At 72.4% G+C, this 20,758-nt stretch carries 22 protein-coding genes and 1 tRNA gene; 2 read left to right on the forward strand and 21 right to left on the reverse strand.

What is annotated here, in order from left to right; all coding sequences use genetic code 11:
* Nucleotides 1-35 precede the first annotated feature (35 nt).
* From Pme01_RS18415 to Pme01_RS18425, 3 genes are all read right to left on the reverse strand, one after another.
* On the reverse strand, nucleotides 36-362 hold the full coding sequence (locus tag Pme01_RS18415; protein WP_168116300.1) for a hypothetical protein: 327 nt from the start codon (nucleotides 360-362) through the stop codon (nucleotides 36-38).
* Nucleotides 359-1,111 carry a Bax inhibitor-1/YccA family protein gene (locus Pme01_RS18420; protein ID WP_168116299.1) on the reverse strand — a complete coding sequence of 251 codons (753 nt, stop codon included), beginning with the start codon at nucleotides 1,109-1,111 and terminating at the stop codon, nucleotides 359-361. The genes Pme01_RS18415 and Pme01_RS18420 overlap by 4 nt, the downstream gene beginning before the upstream one ends.
* 75 nt (nucleotides 1,112-1,186) lie before the next feature.
* Nucleotides 1,187-1,270 (reverse strand) — tRNA-Leu (locus Pme01_RS18425).
* A gap of 286 nt (nucleotides 1,271-1,556) precedes the next feature.
* Between Pme01_RS18425 and Pme01_RS18430 the strand changes: the two genes are divergently transcribed.
* Nucleotides 1,557-3,194 carry a hypothetical protein gene (locus Pme01_RS18430; RefSeq protein ID WP_168116298.1) on the forward strand — a complete coding sequence of 546 codons (1,638 nt, stop codon included), beginning with the start codon at nucleotides 1,557-1,559 and terminating at the stop codon, nucleotides 3,192-3,194.
* Nucleotides 3,195-3,204: 10 nt separating this feature from the next.
* Here the strand turns inward: Pme01_RS18430 and Pme01_RS18435 are convergent, their stop codons facing one another.
* From Pme01_RS18435 to eno, 15 genes are all read right to left on the reverse strand, one after another.
* Entirely contained in the window at nucleotides 3,205-4,557 is a 1,353-nt protein-coding gene (locus Pme01_RS18435; RefSeq protein ID WP_168116297.1) for an NAD(P)/FAD-dependent oxidoreductase, read from the reverse strand.
* Between the two features lie 97 nt (nucleotides 4,558-4,654).
* Complete coding sequence (locus Pme01_RS18440) at nucleotides 4,655-5,569, reverse strand: polysaccharide deacetylase family protein (RefSeq protein ID WP_239088312.1); 915 nt, start codon at nucleotides 5,567-5,569, stop codon at nucleotides 4,655-4,657.
* Nucleotides 5,570-5,675: 106 nt separating this feature from the next.
* A complete protein-coding gene (locus Pme01_RS18445) occupies nucleotides 5,676-6,245 on the reverse strand; it encodes a hypothetical protein (RefSeq protein ID WP_168116296.1) in 570 nt (189 codons plus the stop codon).
* Entirely contained in the window at nucleotides 6,242-7,543 is a 1,302-nt protein-coding gene (locus Pme01_RS18450) for a DUF58 domain-containing protein (protein WP_168116295.1), read from the reverse strand. Before Pme01_RS18450 ends, Pme01_RS18445 begins: the two co-directional genes overlap by 4 nt.
* 3 nt (nucleotides 7,544-7,546) lie before the next feature.
* Nucleotides 7,547-8,581, reverse strand: a complete 1,035-nt coding sequence (locus Pme01_RS18455) for an AAA family ATPase (RefSeq protein ID WP_239088313.1) — start codon at nucleotides 8,579-8,581, stop codon at nucleotides 7,547-7,549.
* A gap of 35 nt (nucleotides 8,582-8,616) precedes the next feature.
* Nucleotides 8,617-9,219, reverse strand: a complete 603-nt coding sequence (locus Pme01_RS18460; protein WP_168116293.1) for a hypothetical protein — start codon at nucleotides 9,217-9,219, stop codon at nucleotides 8,617-8,619.
* Entirely contained in the window at nucleotides 9,219-9,965 is a 747-nt protein-coding gene (locus tag Pme01_RS18465; RefSeq protein WP_168116292.1) for a DUF4129 domain-containing protein, read from the reverse strand. Before Pme01_RS18465 ends, Pme01_RS18460 begins: the two co-directional genes overlap by 1 nt.
* A 15-nt stretch (nucleotides 9,966-9,980) precedes the next feature.
* Entirely contained in the window at nucleotides 9,981-10,718 is a 738-nt protein-coding gene (locus Pme01_RS18470; protein ID WP_168116291.1) for a uracil-DNA glycosylase, read from the reverse strand.
* The gene (locus Pme01_RS18475) at nucleotides 10,711-11,394 is read right to left on the reverse strand and encodes a dienelactone hydrolase family protein (protein ID WP_168116290.1); all 684 of its coding nucleotides are present in this window, start codon (nucleotides 11,392-11,394) and stop codon (nucleotides 10,711-10,713) included. Before Pme01_RS18475 ends, Pme01_RS18470 begins: the two co-directional genes overlap by 8 nt.
* A gap of 134 nt (nucleotides 11,395-11,528) precedes the next feature.
* Entirely contained in the window at nucleotides 11,529-12,026 is a 498-nt protein-coding gene (locus tag Pme01_RS18480; RefSeq protein WP_168116289.1) for an LppU/SCO3897 family protein, read from the reverse strand.
* A 195-nt stretch (nucleotides 12,027-12,221) separates the two neighbouring features.
* Nucleotides 12,222-13,142 (reverse strand): Ppx/GppA phosphatase family protein, encoded by a 921-nt coding sequence (locus Pme01_RS18485; RefSeq protein ID WP_168116288.1) that lies wholly within the window; start codon nucleotides 13,140-13,142, stop codon nucleotides 12,222-12,224.
* 146 nt (nucleotides 13,143-13,288) lie between these two features.
* A complete protein-coding gene (locus tag Pme01_RS18490; RefSeq protein ID WP_168116287.1) occupies nucleotides 13,289-13,795 on the reverse strand; it encodes an amino-acid N-acetyltransferase in 507 nt (168 codons plus the stop codon).
* Between the two features lie 10 nt (nucleotides 13,796-13,805).
* Entirely contained in the window at nucleotides 13,806-14,330 is a 525-nt protein-coding gene (locus tag Pme01_RS18495; RefSeq protein ID WP_168116286.1) for a DUF501 domain-containing protein, read from the reverse strand.
* A complete protein-coding gene (locus Pme01_RS18500; RefSeq protein WP_168116285.1) occupies nucleotides 14,330-14,971 on the reverse strand; it encodes a septum formation initiator family protein in 642 nt (213 codons plus the stop codon). The genes Pme01_RS18495 and Pme01_RS18500 overlap by 1 nt, the downstream gene beginning before the upstream one ends.
* Before the next feature lie 70 nt (nucleotides 14,972-15,041).
* Nucleotides 15,042-16,325, reverse strand: a complete 1,284-nt coding sequence (eno, locus tag Pme01_RS18505; protein WP_168116284.1) for a phosphopyruvate hydratase — start codon at nucleotides 16,323-16,325, stop codon at nucleotides 15,042-15,044.
* A gap of 231 nt (nucleotides 16,326-16,556) precedes the next feature.
* Between eno and Pme01_RS18510 the strand changes: the two genes are divergently transcribed.
* Nucleotides 16,557-17,279, forward strand: coding sequence for a hypothetical protein (locus Pme01_RS18510; protein ID WP_168116283.1), 723 nt, complete (start codon nucleotides 16,557-16,559; stop codon nucleotides 17,277-17,279).
* 3 nt (nucleotides 17,280-17,282) lie between these two features.
* Here Pme01_RS18510 and Pme01_RS18515 read toward each other — a convergent pair whose 3' ends face one another.
* The 3 genes from Pme01_RS18515 to Pme01_RS18525 form a co-directional block, all read right to left on the reverse strand.
* Nucleotides 17,283-18,893 (reverse strand): DUF885 domain-containing protein, encoded by a 1,611-nt coding sequence (locus Pme01_RS18515; RefSeq protein ID WP_168116282.1) that lies wholly within the window; start codon nucleotides 18,891-18,893, stop codon nucleotides 17,283-17,285.
* A 67-nt stretch (nucleotides 18,894-18,960) separates the two neighbouring features.
* Nucleotides 18,961-19,923, reverse strand: a complete 963-nt coding sequence (locus tag Pme01_RS18520; protein ID WP_168116281.1) for a nucleoside triphosphate pyrophosphohydrolase — start codon at nucleotides 19,921-19,923, stop codon at nucleotides 18,961-18,963.
* Between the two features lie 11 nt (nucleotides 19,924-19,934).
* A complete protein-coding gene (locus Pme01_RS18525) occupies nucleotides 19,935-20,696 on the reverse strand; it encodes a hypothetical protein (RefSeq protein WP_168116280.1) in 762 nt (253 codons plus the stop codon).
* Nucleotides 20,697-20,758 lie beyond the last annotated feature (62 nt).

Here is a 20,758-nt window from a genome sequence, read left to right on the forward strand (position 1 = left end):
GGAGGGAATCCCCGTCCTTTAGGGCGGGGAGAACGTCAATGCTGGTCGATGCTCGTGTTGGTCGTGTTGACGAGTTCCGCCGCGGTCGCGAACGTCTCGTCGTCGGGGTTCGCCACGCGCAGGTCGGCCGCGATCACCCGCAACTGGTCAGGCAGCCCCAGCAGATTCTCCAGGCGCGGTACGGTCCGGCGCGGCAACCGCTCGGCGTCGGCCGCGAGATCGGCGAGGCGCTGGACCAACTCGTGCATCATGTCCGCCCGCGAGCCGGCCCCCGGCGCACCGGGCGCCGCCCAGCGGGGCGGCGTCCAGTGCGACACGTGGTTGAGCAGCCTGTCGACCGCCCGGTCGAACTCAGCGGTCACCGGCGCAGGTAGCCCAGGAGCCGCAGGATCTGCCAGTACAGGAAGATCAGGCCGACGAGCAGGCCGAAGGCGCAGTACCACGAGTACTTCACCGGCAGCCCGTAGCGGACGCTCTGCTCGATCTGGTCGAAGTCGAGGATGAACGTCAGCGCGCCGACGCCGATGCAGACCAGGCTGAAGACGATCGGCAGCCAGCCGACCTTGCCGTCCACGCCGTACTCGATCAGGCCGAGGTTGCCGCCGAACATCGCCACGATCCAGTTGACCAGGCTGAGCACGACCACGCCGATCATGGCGCCGATGACGAACCGGGTGAACTTGGGCGTGGCGCGCAGCACCCGCATCTTGTACAGGACGGCCATGCCGGCGAACACGCCGAGCGTGCCGACGACGGCCTGGACCACGATGCCGCCGTACCTGATCTCGAAGGCCCTGCTGACCATGCCGAGCAGCACGCCCTCGACCACCGCGTAGGCGCCGATGACGAACGGGTTGGTGATGCGGGCGAACGAGATGACCAGCCCCAGCACCAGGCCGGCCAGCATCGAGCCGAAGGCGGCCAGCATCGCGGTCGGGCCGGTGAACAAGTTCCAGCTCACGGCGGCGCTGGCGGCCGTGAGGAGGACCAACCCGACGGTACGGACGACGACGTCGTCGAGGGACATGAAGCGGTCGGTGGCGTAGCCGGAGACGCGCTCCCGCGACGCCGCCTCACCGAGCCGGGTCAGAACCGGATTGGAACTCTCCACTGACGGCCTCCCAGGGCACGAACGATGACGTGTCAAGATTACCGTCGCCGCGCAAGAGCGGCTCGACGAAAAATATGGTGCCCGGGGCGGGGGTCGAACCCGCACGCCTTGCGGCAGCCGCTTTTAAGGCGGCCGTGTCTGCCGTTCCACCACCCGGGCCGGTAGGCGAATGGCTTCACGGTAACGGGTGCGGGACCGAGTGCACATTGGCTTACCGGTCCGGGTTACCGTCGTCCGGGTGACCACCCTGTCGCCACAGGCGGAGGATGCCGGGGGCGCTGACCAGGCGAGCGAAGCCACCGGTCGAGCGGAACCGGCCCAGGCCGTCCCCTCCGTACCGGCCCGCCGCCGAGGCCTTCTGGCCGATCTCGGGATCTGCGCAGCGTTCGTGCTCGCTGCGGTGTCTCTCACCTATGGCCTTCTCGCGCACCCAGAGAAGCGGGCATTGGCCCTCAATCCGGGCGACCAGGCGCTGGTCGAGTGGCTGCTGGCGCTCGGCGCCCGCTTCTGGACCGGCGACCTGCACCTGGTCACCCACCTGCTCAACGCACCGGACGGGATCAACCTGCTCAGCAACGCGTCGATGACCGTACTCGGCGCGCTGCTCGCGCCGATCACGTACGCGTTCGGCGCCCCGGTCAGCTTCGCCGTCGGGCTGGCCGGCAACCTCGCGGCCACCGGGATCGCCTGGTACCTGCTGCTCAGCCGCACCCTGCGACTGCACCGGGGGGCCGCCGCACTGGGCGGGGCGTTCTGCGCGTACACCCCGGGCATGATCTCCCAGGCCAACGCCCACCTGCACATGACCTCGCAGTGGCTGGTACCGGTGATCGTCTGGACCGTGCTGCGGCTCGCCCGTACCCCCGGCGACCTGCCCGCCGGCCGATGGGCGCGCCGGGTGGGCGGCACCGGCCTGCTCCTCGCCGCGGTCGTGACCGTGCAGCTCTTCCTCGGCGAGGAGGTGCTGTTCCTCACGGCGGCGACGCTCGCGCTGTTCTGCCTGGCCTACGTGCTGATCGCGCCGAAGCGCGCCCGGCGTGCGGCCGGACCGCTGCTGGCCGGCCTCGCGGTCGCGGCGGGCGCCGCCCTGGTCGCCCTGGCCCACCCGCTGACGGTGCAGTTCGCCGGGGCGCAGCACGTACCCAACGGCCCGTTCTCCCCCGACTTCTTCGTGGCCGACCTGGCCGGCTTCTGGACGTTCTCGCCGCTGACGTGGTTCGGCTCACCCGAGGCGGAGCGGCTGGTCAGCGGCCCGGCCGAGTACAACACGTTCTTCGGCGTACCGCTGCTGCTGGTCACCGTCGCGGCCACGCTCTGGCTGTGGCGGCGGCCGGCGGTGCTCGCCAGCGCGGCGACGGGGCTGGTGATGGCCGCGCTCGCGCTCGGACCGTACGTCGCCGTCAACGGGGTGCGCACCGGGCAGGGCGGCCCGTACCGGCTGCTCCAGGGGGTGCCGGTGATCGACGGGGCGCTGCCGACCCGGTTCGCCCTGGTCCTGATTCCGGTCATGGCGATCGTGCTGGCAGGGGCGCTCGACCGGGCCCTGCGCGACGGCCGCCGGCAGGTGCGCCTCGCCGTACCGGCGGTGCTGGCCCTGGCCCTGCTGCCGGTCGTACCGAAGCCGCTGCCCACCGCCGAGCGCCCGCCGGTGCCCAGGTTCTTCACCGAGGGCCACTGGCGAGGCTGCGTACGCCCCGGTGGCGTGCTCGTACCGGTACCGCTCCCCAACCCCGCGAAGCCGGACAAGATGCGCTGGCCGGCGGCGACCGACGTCGCCTTCGCCATCCCCGAGGGCTTCTTCATCGGGCCGTACGCGGCGGGCGGCCAGGCCTCCATCGGCATCTACTCGCGACCGACCTCGCAGCTGTTCAACGACGTCGAGAGCACCGGGACGGTACCGGAGATCACGGACAACGACCGGGCCGCGGCGCGCGACGACCTCGCGTACTGGAACGCGTCCTGCCTGGTCCTGGCCGACCGGGACCAGCCGCACGGGGCCGAACTACGCCAGACGCTGGAGGCCCTGTTCGGCCCGGGACAGCACGACGTCGACGTGACCGTCTGGCGGTTCGAGCCCCGGTAGGGGTCGGCCCCTACTTGACGGCCAGCGCGTCCTTGGGCTGCACCGGCGGGGTGACATCGGTGAACGGCTCCCGCGGCTGGTGCAGTTCGCCGAGCGAGACCACCTCCCGCTTGAGGAACAGGGCGAGGGTCCAGTCGACGACCACCCGTACCCGGCGGTTCACGCTCGGGATCCGGCTCATGTGGTACGCCCGGTGCATGAACCACGCCGGGAAGCCGGTGAGCTTGACCCCGTACACCTGGGCGACGCCCTTGTGCAGGCCGAGGCTCGCCACCGAGCCGACGTGCCGGTGCCGGTACTCCTTGGGTTCACTGCCCCGGATGACGGCCAGGATGTTGTCGGCCATCCGGGTGGCCTGGCGTACCGCGTGCTGGGCGCTCGGCGAGCACAGCACGCCCGGCCGGTCGGCGGCGAGGTCGGGTACGGCCGAGCAGTCGCCGCCGCTCCAGGCCCCCGGCACGACCTCGCCCTCGGCGTCGACCACCTGCAGCGTCGGGAGGCAGGTGACCCGCCGCCGGTCGTCGCGCGGCAGGTCGGTGCGGTCGAGCATCGGGTGCGGCTTGACGCCGGCGGTCCACACGATCGTGTCGGCCCTGAAGCTGTCGCCGTCGCTGAGCTTGACCATGCCGCCGACGCAGGACTCCAGCCGGGTGTCGAGCCGGATGTCGAGGCCGCGCTTTTGGAGCTGCTGGACGGTGTACGCGCCCATGTCCGGGTCGACCTCCGGCAGGATCCGGTGGATGGCCTCGACCAGCACCCAGCGCATGTCCGCCGCCTCGAGCTCCGGGTAGTAGCGCAGCGCGTCCCGGGCCATGTCCTCCATCTCGGCCAGGGCCTCGATGCCCGCGTACCCGCCACCGACGAACACGAACGTGAGCGCGCACGCGCGGGTGGCGGGGTCGGCGGTGGTCGCGGCGACGTCGAGCCGCTCCAGGACGTGGTTGCGAAGGAAGATCGCCTCGCCGATGGTCTTGAAGCCGACCGCGTGCTCCCGCAGACCCGGGATGGGCAGGGTCCGTGACACGCTGCCGGGCGCGACGATCACGTGGTCGTAGGAGACCTGGCGCTCCGGCCCGATGATCGGCTGTACGGTCGCGACCTTGTCGGCGTGGTTGATCTCGGTGACCTCGCCGGCCATGATTCGGCAGTTCCTCTTCAGCGCGCGGCGCAGCGTCACCACCGCGTGCCGCGGCGAGATGTTGCCGGCCGCCGCCTCCGGCAGGAACGGCTGGTAGGTCATGTGGGGCTGGGGATCGACCACGATCACCTCGGCCTCACCGCGCTTGACCTTCTTCGACAGTCTCAGCGCGGCGTAGAGCCCGACATGCCCGGCGCCGACGACAAGGATCCGTTTGGCAGCCACGTTCCCATCCTCTCGCCGTGGCGCGCGTACTGCCGCAGGAATTGTCACGCATCACGGGTGACGCGGGGCCTTGCGCCGGGACCCCGCCCACGTGGCGTCACGATGCCCGCCGACCCTCCGGGCGGGCCGGCGGCTGGCTCGTCGGCAGCGCGATGAGGTTGAAATTGGCCTTCAACCAGGGCACCAACGACCGGTACGTGGCGATCGTGTGCGGCTTGCCGGCCTCGTGGGACAGGATGATCCCGCCGCGCCGGGTTTCGCGCTGCACGACCGACGTGATGTGGCTGGTCATGGCGGGCCCGACGCCGTACCTGGCGGTCAGCCAGCACTGGTCGTCGACGCTCCAGTAGATCGACTTCATGCCGAACCGCTCGGCGAAGGCGACCAGCCGGGGCGTGAAGTTCCCGTACGGCGCCCGGAAGTACTCGATCCGGGCGCCGGGCGCCGCGGCGCGGATCGCGGCGTTGGTCGACTCCAGGTCCCACATCAGGTAGCTGTCGTCACGCTGAGCCAGGTTCTGCAGGTGCTGCCACGAGTGGTTGCACAGGGTGTGCCCCTCCGCGGCGATCCGCCGGACCACCTCGGGATGGTCGCGCACCCGGAAGCCGACGACGCAGAACGTCGCCTTCACCCCCTGCTCCCGGAGCAGGTCCAGCAGGTCCATGGTGCTCTTCGGGTCCGGCCCGTCGTCGAAGGTCAGCGCGACGGCGTCCGAGCCCATGGTGGTCATCGATCCACCGGGCCCGTGCCCCTCGGCCCGATCCGGCACGGGTGCCGCGGCGCCGTGCGGGGGCGGGGCGGGCGCCTCCGGCGCCGCGGCGGCCTCCCCTCCCAGCCTGGCGGAGCGCGACCCGTGCGACCCGATCGACGGTGACGAGGTGGAGAACGGCGCCGCGCTCGCCGGCGTCAACGGGTGGGCGCCGGCCGCCCGCACGCCGGGGGACCTGCCGCAGCCGGTCGCGACCAGGACAGCAGCGACCAGAAGCGAGAAGACGACCGAGGCTCGGCGCACGAAGCACCTCCCGGGGGGACGGGCAAGGCAGGGGTCAACATACCGAAGGAGGCACCCGCCGCGCCGCCCCGTAACTGTCGCCAGTTACTCCCGTCCACTGTGGAGGTCAGCGCCGCCGCAGCATCGCCAGCAGCGCCGCCAGCGCCGCCACCAGCAGCACCCCCACGACCGCGGCGCCCAGATAGGCCCGGCCGCCGGCGGCCTGCACCCCCAGCACCGCCGCCACCGCGAAGCCGGCGCTCGCGGCCAGCACCACGACGGTACGGGTGAGCCACCGCAGCAGCACCGACGGCGCGACAATCGTGTCGTAGGGCAGCACCGCGGCCAGCGCCGTCGTGGTGTGCGTCAGGTAAAGCAGGCTCGACAGCGCCACCAACCGGGTCAGGGTCACCGGCTCTCCGTACGCCGTCGTGGCAGCCAGCCAGCCGACGACCGCCAGCAGCAGCACGATCGTGGTGAGCCGGGTACGCGGCGCCAACGCCGCCCCCGCCGCGCCCGCGACCAGCACCACCGCCGCGGCGGGCATCACCAGTACCCCGGCGGGGACGGCGACCAGCAGGGCGGCGGCCGCGAACACGAACGCCCCACCGCGTACCAGCACCGTGCCGGGCGTGATGCGGCGGGTGCGCCGCCGCAACGAATCCAGCCGGTCCGCCACCCCCGGTCGGTGGTTCATCGGAGGAACGCCTTCGGTCCGGTCGCCATCCGCGCGACGTCGCGCAGCACCTGGTCGAGGCTGCCGGCGCCGGCCCAGGCGACCACCGGGACGCCGTGCTCGCGCAGCAGCCCGACCACGTTCTCCCGGCTCATCCGCCACAGTCGGTACGCCAGCGGCCCCCAGCCGGTGTCGGTCGCCGGCCGCAGGTCGGGCGGCAGCGTGTCGACCGCCACGACGAAACGGCCGGAACGGGCCAGCCCCGCGATCATCGCGGCGGAGCGCTGGTCCAGCAGCGGGGTCAGCACGATGACGAGCGCGTTCGCGTTGAGCAGGTGGGCGCCGAACGCCCCGGCGTCCTGCTCGTACGCGCCGCTGGACGGCTTGGCGTCGAGCAGCCATTCGAGCACGGTCAGGTACTGGCGGCGGCCGGTCGCCGGGCGCAGCCGGCGCGGCCGGAACCCGTACTCCAGCATCGCCACCCGGTCGCCGCGGTGCAGGTAGTGCTCGGCGATCCCGGCCGCGGCGCGGACGGTCGTGTCCATCACCGACGCCGCTCCCCCGGTACCGCCGGACTCCCCCGCCTCATGCAGCACGTCCAGCAGCAGGACGACCTCGGCGTCGCGGTCGGAGAGCGTCGACACGACGTGGACCCGCCGGGTCCGCAGCGTCACCCGCCAGTCGATGCGGCGCAGCCGGTCGCCGGGCGCGAACTCCCGCACCCCGGCCAGCTCGCCGCCTTCGCCGGGCCGGCGGGAGTGGTGCTGCCCGATCAGGCCGGCGGCGCGCGGCATCGCCTCGTCGGCGCGGAACGGGTCGGTCATCGGGTAGGCCCTGATCGGCAGCGGCTCGCAATCCAGCCGCAGCGTCACGAGCAACCCGTCGCAGGCCACCCCGTGCACCGCGAGCGGGCCGAGGGCGTGCCGGCCCCAACGCAGGGCGGTGCCCTCGAGTTCGATCTCGGCGAGGCTGCCGGCGTCGGCCGGCGCCGCGTACGGGTGGTCGCCCCGGCGCACCCGCACCCAGCGGGGCAGCGACAGCCGGAACAGGATCAGGTCGAGCCCGACCGGGTCGGGGTTGGCCACACTCACCCGTACCGCGAAGTCGTCGCCCTCGACGATCCTCCCGTCGAACGTGGACAATTCGGGGGCCGGCAGCGAAGTCGGCCGCCGCCGCAACGACAGCGCGGTGCCCAGCGCGAACGGCGCGGCGAGGACGACCAGGTCGTACCGGCCGGTGAGCACGGCGACGAGCACCAGCAGCCCGGTCATCAGGATCGCCCGGCCGAACGCGCGGGTGGGCACCCAGGCGTCGGTCATGGCTCAGCCTCTCGGCGTGTTGTACCGGTACCCGGTATCGCCGCCGGGCGCGGCACCGGCATAGGTCGGTACGGCGCCGCTGGCCGGCGCGGGCGTGGCGGCCACGACCTCGGCCACGATCGTCGCCGGGTCGATGCGGCGCAGCCACATCTCCGGTCGCAGCGTGATGCGGTGGGCCAGCGCCGGGACCGCCACGTACTTGACGTCCTCGGGGATCACGTAGTCGCGGCCGGCGAGAGCGGCCCGGGCCCGCGACAGCAGCAGCAGCGCGAGCGACCCGCGCGGCGACGCGCCCACCAGCACCTGGGGGTGGGCACGGGTCGCGGCGGCCAGGTCGACAACGTACCGGCCGATCGAGTCCTCCACCGCCACGTCCTCCAGCGCGGCCTGCATCGCCAGCAGCGTCCGCGCGTCCACCACGGGGCGCAGCACGGCCTCCTCGCGGCGCCGGTCGATGCGCCGGCGCAGTACCTCCCACTCCTCGTCGCGGTCGGGGTAGCCGAACGACACCCGCAGCAGGAACCGGTCGAGCTGCGCCTCCGGCAGCGGGTACGTGCCCTCGTACTCGATCGGGTTGGCCGTGGCCAGCACGTGGAACGGCGCCTCCAGGCGGTACGTGGTGCCCTCCACGGAGACCTGCTTCTCCTGCATCGCCTCCAGCAGCGCCGCCTGCGTCTTCGGCGGAGTGCGGTTGATCTCGTCGGCGAGCAGCATGTTGGTGAAGACCGGGCCGGGGCGGAACGAGAATTCGTGCGTGCGCTGGTCGTACAGGAACGAGCCGGTCACGTCGGCGGGCAGCAGGTCCGGGGTGAACTGCAGGCGCCGGAACTCGATGCCCAGCACCTGGGCGAACGACCGTGCGGCCAGGGTCTTTCCGAGCCCGGGCAGGTCCTCCAGCAGTACGTGACCCCCGGCGAGGACGCCGGCCAGCACCATCTCCAGCGGCTCCCGCTTGCCGACCACCACGGTGCCGACCGCGTCGAGCACGGCACGGCCCAGCCGGCCCACCTCCTGCGGGGGTAGTGCTGGGACGTTCACTGGGCCTCCTTGTCGGCCGTACTCGCCGGCCCTGTTCACAACTTCTCCACGTCGTCCACCACGGCTGCCAGTTCCCGAGGGTTCGGGATGCGCGTGAGCGGCTCGAACAGGAACGTCCATAGTCGCTCACCCAGCAACTGCCGCGCCCGCCGCGGATCGGTGTCCCTCGTGACACCGTGTCGCTGGCGCAGCCGCTCCTCGGCGATATCCGCCAGCCGGGGGCGTACCACCGACATGAACCGGTGCGGGTCGCGCTCGCTCCACCCCAGCCGGGTGTCCCAGCGCGCCAACGCCAACTCCATCCCGTCTGCCACCCGGGTCGGGTCGATCCGCGCCGGGTCGGACGACCCGGCCGGAGCACCGACGGTCAGCTTCGGGGCCTCGACCGTCCTGATCGCCCGGCGCAGCGCGAGCAGGGCGCAGAACAGCGAGAAGAGCAGAACGTACGGTACCTTGACGCCGGTCGCCGCCAGCACCACGTACGCCGCCCCGGCCGTGATCGCCGCGACCACTACCGTCCAGAACAGTCCGGACGCGAGGGTGCCGGCCGGTTCCGGCCGCGCCGGCCGTGGCGGGCCCTCCGGTTCGGGCTCTCCGCCGAGCAACTCGTCGATGCCGACAACCCGCTCGCGCGCCATCAGCCCACCTCCTGGTGCGCGGGCAGTTCGGCGGTCCCGTCAGCGGTCTGCTCGCTCCGGTCGGCGGTCAGCTCGTCGCGCAGCAGGCCCAGCGAACGTACCGCCGAGGCCCGCATCCGCTCGTCGACTCCGTGGGTGGCGTAGCGCGCCTCCCGGTACACGGCGGCGAACTCGTCGAGGGCCGGCCGGCTGACCCGGTGGGCGCCGAGCAGGCGGGCGACCAGCTCGGTGGAGGTGTCATCCGGGTGGCGGGGCGTACCGGCGGCGGCCGCCGCCTCCTCCAGCCGGACCCAGCAGGCGATGACCGCGCGGCGCGGGTCGGCGTCGGAGTCACTGAGCCGCTCCAGCCCCGCGTCCAGCGCCGCGACCACCTCCTCGGTACCGGCTGCGGCCGCCTGCCGGGCCTCCACCAGCGGCGCGGAGCGCACCCGGACCCGGTCGCGGACCATGTACCAGACCAGCATGCCGACGACGGCGAGGGCGAACGCCAGGCAGAGCCCGGCCACGACCTGGGTGAGCCAGGCGGGAAGCTGATGGGTGGCTGCACCCGGAATCTCGTCGGACGCGACCGGCGCGGCCGTCGCGGCGGCCGCGGCCGTCGCCGCCTCCGGCGGCGGGGTGCGCTCGGCCGGCAGCGGGATCCGCGTCACCTGCGGTGACGACAGCGCTGCCGCCGTCACGCCAGCCACCAGCAGAGCGGCGACGGCGAGCAGCGGCATCCATCGTCCGAGCGCGCGGCGGTTCATCGGGTCCCCGAGTGGCTAGAGCCCGGCGAGGTCCTTCGCGCGGGCGAACACGTCGTCCAGCATCGCGGGCGTGAGCCGGCCCGTAAAGGTGTTCTGTTGGCTGACGTGGTAACAACCGAGAAGCGCGGGCACGCCCGCGGATCCACGCCAGAGCGTACCGTGGCCGAATGCGGGACGCGGCGTAGGCGGCCTCACCCCGTAGACGGAGTTCAGCGCCGGCCAGAACGCCGACCAGGCGAAGCCACCCAGCGCCACCACGACCCGCAGCGTCGGGCGTACCAGCTCCATCTCACGGTGCAGCCACGGCGCGCAGGTGTCGCGCTCGGCCGGCGTGGGCTTGTTGTCGGGCGGCGCGCAGCGGACCGCCGCGAACACCCGGGTGTGCGCCAGCGCCAGCCCGTCGTCGCGGCTGACGCTGGTGGGCTGGTTGGCCAGGCCGGCACGGTGCAGCGCCGCGAACAGCACGTCACCCGAGCGGTCCCCGGTGAAGATCCGGCCGGTACGGTTGCCGCCGTGCGCGGCCGGCGCGAGGCCGAGGATGCCGATCGACGCGTCCGGCGGCCCGAAGCCGGGGACCGGCCTGCCCCAGTACTCCTGGTCGCGGAAGGCGGCGCGCTTGGTGGCCGCGACCTCCTCCCGCCACGCCACCAGGCGGGGACAGGCCCGGCACCCGGAGATCGCGGCGTCAAGCCGGGCGAGGTCCGCGATGCCCGGAGCGAGCTCGGACGGACCGCCTACGCCTGTCTCAGCCAAGCCGGCTGCGCAGGAACTCGAGCGTGCGGGCCCAGGCGAGCGCCGACGCCTCACGGTCGTAGACCTCGGGCCGGTCGTCGTTGAAGAACGCGTGGTGCGTACCCGGGTAGTCGTAGCAGACGACCTCGCCACCGGCCGTCTCGATCGCCCGTACGGCCTGCTGGATGCCGGGCGCCGCACAGGTGCCGTCCTCCTCGGAGGCGTGGATCATCGCGGCCTTGCCGGCGTAGTTGTCCCACTGCGGGCTCATCCGCTCCCACGGGACGGCCGGGTAGAAGCCGACGGCCGCGCCCACGTGCTCGGACAGGGTCGCCGACCAGAGCGCGAGGCTGCCACCCATGCAGAAGCCGACGGCGGCGACCCGGCCGGTGACGTCGGGACGGCCGGCGAGGTACGCCGCGGCTCCAGCGATGTCCTTGGCCGCCTGGTCCATCGCCAGCCCCATCATCAGCTTGCCCGCCTCGTCGGGCTCGCTGGCCTGGAGGCCGTGGTAGAGGTCGGGCGCGAGAGCGACGAAGCCGGCCTCGGCGAACCGGTCGGCCAACTCCTTGATGTGGGTCACGAGCCCCCACCATTCCTGAATGACGATCACCGCCGGCCCGCTGCCGCTGGAGGGCACGGCCAGGTAGCCCTCACTGGTCCCGCCGTTGCTGGGGTAGCTGACCATTTCGCCCACCGGTCGGCCTCCTGTCAGTCAGTCTTCATTGGCTGTAGAGCCAGGGGGGTTGTGGTCGGTAGCCAACCATGGTGCCGGCGGGAACGAAAGCGGTGAGAGACGTGGGGCACACCCTAGTTTCCCGCAGCCGCGAGCTAAGGGCTGGGCCGCGAACCCAGGCACAGTACAAAGCCGCTGGTCCCATTGCGACTCTCCCAGTAGGACGCTTCGGCGTTGGGCCAGGCTGCGCACGCGTTCTCGGTGGCCTCCTGCCGGGTCCTGCCCTCCACCACCCCGACGACCGTCCATCGGACGTCGGCGTGGCCACAGGGGACCCGCTTGAGATCACTGTCACTCTCGCCGGACAGGCAGTCGCCCGGCTTGGCCCGTAGTGATGTCCCGGAGTGGTTGCCCACCGCGACGTTGACCCCGGCGAAGACCACTGCGGCCACGACGACCACCGCCACGGTCCAGCCGAGTACCGGGAGCGCGCGCCGCCAGCGCGGCGGGCGCTGCCCGATCTCCGGCGCGTGCGGGTCGGGCTGGGCCGACGGGTCGGGCTGGGCCGGCGGGTCGGGCTGGGCCGGCGGGTCGGGCTGGGCCGGCGGCCCCGCCTCCGCGCGCGGCTTCGGCAGCATCACCTCATCGGCCACGGCAAATCCTCCAGACCCGGTACACGTCGACCGCAGCGCACGCTATCTGGTGTCAGCACCGCGCGCCATCCGCCTCAACCCCGCCCCACTGGGCGCGGCCGGCGTCGTTGAGCGCGCAGTACCTGCGATGCGGCCCTCTTCGCTGGGGACCACGCAGGCGACACCCGTCCCCTCAGGAGGGACGGTGTGCCCGCCTCACCGGAGGCTGAACGCGATCCCGTCCAGGATGTCGTGCTCGCTGGCGACGACCGCGTCCACACCGGCTCGCTGCATGATGACCTTGAGGATGAGCGCCCCGGCGCCGATGACGTCGGCGCGGCCCGGGTGCATCACCGGGATGGCCAGCCGCTCGTCCCGGGTGGCCGCGAGCAGGGCGGCGGAGATCTTCGCAACGTCGGCATACCCGACGCGGGCGTGGTGGATGCGCTCCGGGTCGTACTCGGTCAGCCCCAGCGCGATCGCGGCCACCGTGGTCACGGAGCCGGCGAGCCCGACGAGCGTACGCGTGTCGCGTCCCCGTACCGCCTCCAGCGCGCGGTCGACGGCGGCGGTGATGTCGGCCTCGGCGCCCGCGATCTGCTCCGGCGTGGGCGGGTCGCCGTGCAGGTGCCGCTCGGTCATCCGGACGCACCCGATGTCCACGCTGAGCGCTCCGTCGACGCTTCCGTCTCCCTGCCCCGTCACGAACTCGGTGGAGCCGCCGCCGATGTCCACCACCAGGTACGGCGCCGGGAGATCCGCCGGCAGGCCGCGTACGGCGCCGGTGAACGACAGCCGCGCCTCCTCGTCGCCGCTGACCACCTCGGGCGCGACGCCCAGCGTCTCGACCACCATGGCCCGGAAGTCACCGGCGTTGGCGGCGTCCCGGGTCGCGCTGGTGGCGACCATGCGGACCCGCTCCGCGCCGAGCTGCTCGATCTGGGCGGCGTAGTCGGCGAGCGCGACCCGGGTGCGCTCGATCGCCTCCGGGGCCAGCCGGCCGGTACGGTCGACGCCCTGGCCCAGCCGGACGATCTCCATTCGCCGTACGACGTCGGTCAGCCCGTCGCCGCCCAGGTCCGCCACCAGTAGCCGGATGGAGTTCGTCCCACAGTCGATCGCGGCAACCCTCGTCACGCCGCCCACCCTACCTGTGCCCGCCGCGCGCTTTGCTCTGCTGCCGGATAGGCAGCAGGCGTAGCGCCGCTACAGGTGGTGCCGGAGCGGGAGCAGAGCAAAGCGCGCGCGGAACAGGCGTACGGCGCCCGGCGCCCGGCGCCCACCTATCGAAGGTGCAGCAGCATCCGCGTGTTGCCGAGCGTGTTCGGCTTGACCCGCTCCAGGTCCAGGAACTCGGCCACGCCCTCGTCGTACGAGCGCAGCAGCTCCTCGTACACCGCCGGCGACACCGGCGTGCCGTCGATCGGCCGGAAGCCGAACGAGCCGAAGAACTCGGTCTGGAACGTCAGCACGAACACCCTCGCCACGCCCAGCTCCCGCGCGACCGTGAGCAGCTCCGACACGATCCGGCCGCCGATCTTCTGGCCCCGGCAGGTCGGGTCGACGGCGACCGTGCGCACCTCGGCGAGGTCCTCCCACATCACGTGCAGGGCGCCGCAGCCGACCACCGCCCCGTCGGACGTACGCTCGGCCACCCAGAACTCGGGTACGTCCTCGTACAGCGCGACGGCCGCCTTGGTCAGCAGGATCCGGTCGTCGGAGTACGTCTCGATCAGGCGCTGGATCCCCCGTACGTCACGGGTACGCGCCCGCCGGATGATGACCTCCACCTACCGAACCCTAGCTCTCGACACAGGGGCCGCCGGCCCACCACTCCGCGGCGAGGGCGAGGGTCTCGTCACCGATGGGGTTGATCCCCGGCCCGACCGCCAGCCGGTGCGCGAGGTGGACGTGCAGGCACTTGACCCGGCCGGGCATGCCGCCCGCGGATACGCCCTCGATCTCCGGTACGTGTCCGACGGACTCGCGCCGGGTCAGGTAGTCCTCGTGCGACGCGCGGTACCGCTCGGCCAGCTCCGGGTCGTCGGCCAGGCGCTGGGTCATCTCCTTCATCACCCCGGCCGACTCCAGCCGGCTGCACTCGGCGACCGCGCGGGGGCAGGTGAGGTAGAACAGCGTCGGGAACGGGGTGCCGTCGGGCAGGCGCGGCGTCGTCTCGACCACGTCCGGCCGGCCGCACGGGCAGCGGTGCGCCACGTACCGGGTACCCCTCGGGACGCGACCCAGCTGAGCCGCGACGACGGCGAGGTCGGCATCGGTGACCGGCTCCCGGGTCGGGGGGCCGACGGTGCTCGGGTCGACCACTAGCTCGCTCCCCGGTCCGCCGCGCGGATGCTGGACCAGAGCTTGCCGTACCAGGGGTCGGCGTTGCCGGCGCCGGGGGCGGGCATGTTGCCCACCGAGTCCGCCTTCGGCCGGTCCTTGTCGATCACCACGAGATTGTTGTCACCCGGCATCCGCATCAGCAGCCGCCCGCGCGCCTGCGCCTTGACGTACTCGTCGTCGTTCCACTTGTCCAGCTCACCGCTGAGGTACTCGATCCGGGCGCGCTGCGCGGCCTGCCTGTTCTCCAACTGGTCGATCTCGTTCTGCTGCGAGAGATAAACCCGCACCGGGTACGCGTACGCCAGCAGCAGCCCGATCAGCAGCATGCACAGCACCGCCGCCCGGCCGGTCAACCGGCGGGGCTGGGGTGCCCGGGTGCGCTTGGCCGCCCCCGCCACCGCGGGGCGCCGGACCGCCGAGGGGCGGTTGCCGGCGCGCGGGGAGTCAGCCGTACCCGCGGCGCGCGAGGCGCCACCCCGGACCGAGCCACGGGCGCCGCCGAACCGCGCGGGCTCAGTACGGCCGCCCGCCCTGGCACCGGTCCGCCGTCCGGCGCTGCGAACGTCCCTGCCACCGCGTGCGCCGGGGCCCTGTCCCCCGGGCGTACGCCGCTGCGGCATGCGCTGCCTCCTCAGTTACGCGATCTGGGACACCTGTGACTTGCACAGGTGTCCAAGATCGTGAATGCCCTCAGCTCTGACGGTACCGCGGGAACGCGCCACGCCCGGCGTACCGCGCCGCGTCGTCCAGCTCGTCCTCGATACGCAGCAGCTGGTTGTACTTGGCGACCCGCTCCGACCGGGCCGGCGCGCCGGTCTTGATCTGGCCGGAACCCACCGCCACCGCGAGGTCGGCGATCGTGGTGTCCTCCGTCTCGCCCGAGCGGTGGCTCATCATCGTGCGGAACGCGCTGCGGTGGGCCAGGTCGACCGCCTCGAACGTCTCCGTCAGCGAGCCGATCTGGTTGACCTTGACGAGGACGGCGTTGGCCGCGCCCTCGGCGATGCCCCGCGCGATGCGCTGCGGGTTCGTCACGAACAGGTCGTCGCCCACGATCTGGATGCGGCTGCCCAGCTCGGTGGTCATCGCGGTCCAACCGGCCCAGTCCTCCTCCGCGAGCGGGTCCTCGATGGACACGATCGGGTACGAGTCGACGAGCCGCGCGTAGTAGGCGATCATCTCGTCGGCCGACTTGGGCGCGCCCTCGAACACGTACGACCCGTCGCGGTACAGCTCGGTTCCGGCCACGTCGAGTGCGAGGACGATGTCGTCGCCGAGGGTGTACCCGGCGGCCTGCACCGCCTCCCCGATCAGGTCGAGCGCGGCGGCGTTCGCCGGCAGGTCGGGTGCGAAGCCGCCCTCGTCACCGAGGCCGGTACCGAGGCCCTTCTTCTTCAGCACCGCCTTGAGCGCGTGGTAGACCTCGGCTCCGTACCGCAGCGCCTCGGAGAAGGTGGACGCGCCGACCGGCGCGATCATGAACTCCTGGATGTCCACGTTGGAGTCCGCGTGCGCGCCGCCGTTGAGGATGTTCATCATCGGTACCGGCAGCACGTGCGCGTTGGGGCCGCCGAGGTACCGGAACAGGCTCAGCTCGGCCGACTCCGCCGCGGCCTTCGCCACCGCGAGCGAGACGCCGAGGATCGCGTTCGCCCCCAGCTCGGACTTGTCCGGGGTACCGTCCAGCTCGATCATGCGCTGGTCGATCGCGCGCTGCTCGCTCGCCTCGTACCCGACCAGCTCGGGCGCGATCCGCTCGGTGACGTTGTCGACGGCCTTCTGGACGCCCTTGCCGCCGTAACGCTTGGGGTCGCCGTCGCGCAGCTCCACCGCCTCGAAGGCGCCGGTGGAGGCGCCGGACGGGACGGCCGCCCGCGCGATGGTGCCGTCGTCGAGCCCGATCTCGACCTCGACGGTCGGGTTACCCCGCGAGTCGAGAATTTCGCGGGCGACGATTCCCTCGATGGTGGCCACTGCTTGCGCTCCTTCGCCTGATCGAGACCGCCGGCGTGACGTCGGACGGTACCCGGGCGCCGCGGCGGTGCGGCACGCGTACCTCGGCAGCCTATCGGCGCCCCCGCGGGCCGCGTCGGCGTACCTGGCGGATCACACCGGATGTGCCGTCGGTCACACTCTCCCGTCAACCCACAACCAAACCGGGACGGGGTTTGCGTTAACTCGCGGTGACCGGCCACGCTATGGGCCATGCCATGCGCGCGTCCCCGGATACCTCTCCGGCACCTCCGTCGACGTGCCGCCACCGCGCTGGTGGCGGTCGCCTTCGGCGCCACCCTCGCCGGCTGCGGTGACGCCCAGCAGGCGATCGGCCGGGCCCACCTGGTCAACGAGATGGCAAGCCGGCTCGACCACGCCAGCGAGCTGACCTACACCGCCGACTACCAACTGGCCGACGGTCAGCGCGCCACGATCGCGCAGGCACAGGATCCCAGGCGTGCGGCGTACACGTACCCCGGCGGCAAGTTCGCCACCACCCGCGACTCGACCGCCGACTGCCGGCTCGAGGCCGGGGGCACGACGTGCACCCTGACCGCGCCGCCCTCCCCCAGTACCGAAACGACGTTCTCCCTGCTCAGCGCGGTGCGCGAGCGCGGCCTGGTGCCGCCCACGCTCGTCGTCGGGCTGCTCACGTCCGCGTCGCTCTCGCCGAACACGGTGATCGAGCAGCACGACACGACGCTCGCCGGGGAGCACGCCACCTGCATCAGCGTCTCGGGCGTGGAGAACTCCGCCGCCTCGCAGTTCGACGCCTGCATCACGTCGGGCGGGGTGCTCGGGTCGTTCAAGGGCCTGGTCGACGGCAAGACGTTGGAGGTCTCGCTGATCCGGTACGTCGCGTCGGTCACCGACGACGCGTTCGACCTGCCGGCCCGGGCCCGGGTCGTCGATCAGCGCCCCAAGGCTCCCTAGCGGCTAAAGGCCCAGCAGCGTACGGAGGTGGCGCGGCGCGGGTGAGCCGTGGGCCAGCATCCGGTCGTGCCAGTCCCGCACCGGCACGTCCGCCGGCCGGGCCCGGCCGAGCGCCGATACCTCGGTGTACCCGACGAAGTACGTCGACAGCTGGGTCGAGGTCAGCAGCGCCCGGCGCCACTTGCCGGCCGCCTCGCCCTCCTCCTGGAAGCCCTCGTCGAGCATCATCGTCATCGCCTCGGCCTCGGTCATGCCCTCGCAGTGCACGAGCTGGTCGAGGATCGCGTTGATGCTCATGCGCAGCTGCATCTTGAGCTGCTGGGCGCGGACCTGCGGGCCGCCGAAGCCGCGGGAGACCATGACCTCCTCGGCGTACACCGCCCAGCCCTCCACGAACGGGCCGGAGAAGCCCAGCGCCCGCGCCCGGGTGGAGCCGCGGAACCGGCGCGAGTGGGCGAGCTGGAGGAAGTGCCCCGGCATCGCCTCGTGCACGCTGAGGTTGCGGATCATGTGGTTGTTGTACTCGCGGTAGAACGACTCCACCCGCTCCGCCGGCCAGCCGGCCGGCGTCGGCGCGATGCAGTAGAACGTCGGCAGGTCACCGGTCTCCAGCGGCCCCGGCGGGTCGCAGTACGCGACCGCGATCCCCCGGGCGAACTCCGGCATCTCCATGATCACGCACGGGTCGTCGATGAGCGTGACCAGCTCGTGCTGGCCGACGAACTCGGTCGCCTCGGCGAGGGTGACCTTGGCCAGGTCGACGATCGTCGTGTTGTCGGGGTGGTCGGCGGCGAGCCGGTCGAGCGCCGCCCGGATGTCGGGCGAGCCGGTCAGCTCGGTCGCGACCTCGCGCAGCTCGGCGGTGGCCCGCTCCAGGTTGGCCCGCGCGCGGGAGAGGATCTCGGACGCCGGCAGCTCGGTGTCGAGCGCGTGCCACAGCCGCGCCTCCCACAGCCGCCGGCCGAGCCGCGGATCCCGTCCGCCGTCGCCGGCCTCCTCGGCGCGGTCACACAGCCAGGTCACGAACTCGCCGAGGGCGGCGATCGCGCGCTGCCGCAGCGGTTCGATCGCCTCGGACAACGCCGGGGCCTGCGCCATCAGGTTCGGCAGCTCACCCTGGATCAGCGCGGTGGTACCGGAGAACTGCCCGACGGCCGTCTCCAGGTGGATGCGCGGGCAGTCGGTGAGCACCTCGCGGGCGGTCGCGAGGGCGTCCGGGATCGCCAACAGCCGGCCCGCGATCGAGGTCAGCCGCTCCTCGGCCGGCGCGAACGGGCGGGCGATCAACCCGTACAGCAGGTGGCCCGGGTTGTGCACGAGCGGGTTCCACTCGTGCTCGCGTACCTCGCTCAGCTCGAACAGCGACCGCTCGACCCTGCCGAGCAGCGCCGCGTGGTCGACCTGCTCCTGCGGGCCCAGGGCGTCGATGTCGACCTGCGACAGCGCCGCCGAGGCGTCCCGCAGCATGTCGACGTCGCCCGCGACCCCCTCGCGCGAGTAGTCGGGCAGCCGGTCGTCGAAGCGGTGGTCGCCGGCGAAGGCAGCCAGCGACGGACTGGTCTCGAGGAGGGCGTCGACGATGTGCTCGGCGAGCGGTACGAAGTCCTGGGACATGCCGAGCAACCTACCCGTGATGCCGGCCGGCTGCCCACCTATCCATGATCACGGAGCGTTGGCGTCGCTATGACGACACGGAGCCTCCGTGATCATCGGGAGGACCTTCGGCCCTCCGGACCGCGTCGGCGTAGTCCAATGCGGCCTGGCGCAGCGCACCCTCGGCGTCCAGCCCCTCGGCGCGCGCCCGCGCCACGAACGCGAGCAGTTCCGCACCGAGATCGCCGCTGGGCAGCGGGACCTCGACGCCGGCGCGCCCGGCCCGGCCGAGCACCTTCGCGGCCAGCGACAGCGCCGGCTGGGCGAGCGCGATGCCGTCCATCGCCGAGCCGCGCTCCTTCTCGGCCTTCTTGATGCGTTCCCAGTTCTCGGTGATCTCGTCGAGGCTGTGCACCGCGGTGTCGGCGAAGACGTGCGGGTTGCGGCGGATCAGCTTCTCGACCAGGTCAGCGGCGACGTCGTCGATGGTGAACGGTTCGTCGGCGTCCTCGCCCAGCCGCGCGTGCAGGATGACCTGGAGCAGGACGTCGCCCATCTCCTCGCGGATGTGGGCCGGCTCGCCGGCGACGATCGCGTCGTACGCCTCGTACGCCTCCTCCAGCAGGTACGGGGCGAGGCTCGCGTGGGTCTGTGCCCGCTTCCACGGATCGCCGCCCGGGGACAGCAGCCGGTCCATCACCGCGACGGCGTCGAGCACCTTGGCGCCCTGCGGATCCCAGGAGCCGTACATCAGCTCCAGCTCCGCCAGGCCCGGCTCGCGGGCGAGCCGCATCCCCAGCTCACGGGCGAGGCGCTGGTCGCCGGCCGGCCCGGCGAGCCACACCACGTCGGGGTCGGCGGCGCCGAGCACCTCGTCGGCGGCCGGCGCCACGATCCGGACCGGTACGCCCGCCGCCCGCAGCGCGTCGGTCTGCTCGCTCTCCTCGCCGGCCAGCACCGGAAGGGAACGGACGATGTCCCACGCCTCAGCGGTCATCAACCCGGCGGGCAGCCGGGGCGACGTGACCAGCAGGACGATGCGGCCCGTCATGGGATCGACCGTCAGCCGTTGCCCGGTACCTGGGGCTGCTCGACGGGGGCCGGGACCACAGCCGGCTTACCGGGGCGGGTGTTCAGCGGGACCACGACGAGTGGGTGGTTCTGCTGGTCGTGCAGCAGAACCAGCTCGGCCGGCGCGTACTTGGGGTTGATCGTGATGTTCGCCTTCTTGACCGCTTCGCTGTACAGGTTGCGCAGGCCCACGTTGGCCCGGAACAGCTGGTCGTTCTGGGGGCCGAGGCCCTCCTTGCGGTAGGTCGCGGCGTCCATGCCCGCCGGTACCAGTCCGGCCGCCTTGGCCCGCTCGTACAGGTCGGCGTAGTCGGCGTCGGTCGGCTTCGCCAACGCGACGTTCTGCTGTACGAGACCCTTGTACCCCTCGTACTCCGCGTATACCCGGATCAACGGCCGGACGGCCTCGACGTCCTGCTGGCTACCGCCGTTGCCACCGGCCCGCAGCGCGTCCTCGATCTGCGCGGTCGCGCCCGCCTCGTCGATCTCCGGCGCCGGCCAGTGCTTTTCGGCCGCCATCCGCTTGCCCAGGTCGCGTACCACCAGCCACTGGGCGATGTTCTTGCGCCCCTCACCGCGGGTGAATCCGGGCACCTTCGCCAGCTGCTCGGACAGCCCGTCGACGTACTTCTCGCTGTACGTCGTGGAGCCGATGTAGACCGCGGCGCCGGGCTGCGACCGGCAGCCGGTGAGCGCAAGGGTTCCCACGAGGGCCAGGGCGGCGAGGGACGCCAGTCGACGAGCACGCTGCATGGTCCACACTCTCTCACGCCGGCCGTGACGGCTTTCACCCAACTCCCCACCCATTCCCGCGA

Source organism: Planosporangium mesophilum (assembly GCF_016863255.1).
Taxonomy (GTDB): domain Bacteria; phylum Actinomycetota; class Actinomycetes; order Mycobacteriales; family Micromonosporaceae; genus Planosporangium; species Planosporangium mesophilum.

What these genes read in the sequence shown, in the direction of transcription:
- Pme01_RS18445 (WP_168116296.1), bottom strand. Translation starts at nt 6,245, where the DNA reads ATGAACCACCGACCGGGGGTGGCGGACCGGCTGGATTCGTTGCGGCGG.
- Pme01_RS18450 (WP_168116295.1), bottom strand. Translation starts at nt 7,543, where the DNA reads ATGACCGACGCCTGGGTGCCCACCCGCGCGTTCGGCCGGGCGATCCTG.
- Pme01_RS18460 (WP_168116293.1), bottom strand. Translation starts at nt 9,219, where the DNA reads ATGGCGCGCGAGCGGGTTGTCGGCATCGACGAGTTGCTCGGCGGAGAG.
- Pme01_RS18465 (WP_168116292.1), bottom strand. Translation starts at nt 9,965, where the DNA reads ATGAACCGCCGCGCGCTCGGACGATGGATGCCGCTGCTCGCCGTCGCC.
- Pme01_RS18500 (WP_168116285.1), bottom strand. Translation starts at nt 14,971, where the DNA reads ATGCCGCAGCGGCGTACGCCCGGGGGACAGGGCCCCGGCGCACGCGGT.
- Pme01_RS18510 (WP_168116283.1), top strand. Translation starts at nt 16,557, where the DNA reads ATGCCATGCGCGCGTCCCCGGATACCTCTCCGGCACCTCCGTCGACGT.
- Pme01_RS18515 (WP_168116282.1), bottom strand. Translation starts at nt 18,893, where the DNA reads ATGTCCCAGGACTTCGTACCGCTCGCCGAGCACATCGTCGACGCCCTC.
- Pme01_RS18520 (WP_168116281.1), bottom strand. Translation starts at nt 19,923, where the DNA reads ATGACGGGCCGCATCGTCCTGCTGGTCACGTCGCCCCGGCTGCCCGCC.
- Pme01_RS18525 (WP_168116280.1), bottom strand. Translation starts at nt 20,696, where the DNA reads ATGCAGCGTGCTCGTCGACTGGCGTCCCTCGCCGCCCTGGCCCTCGTG.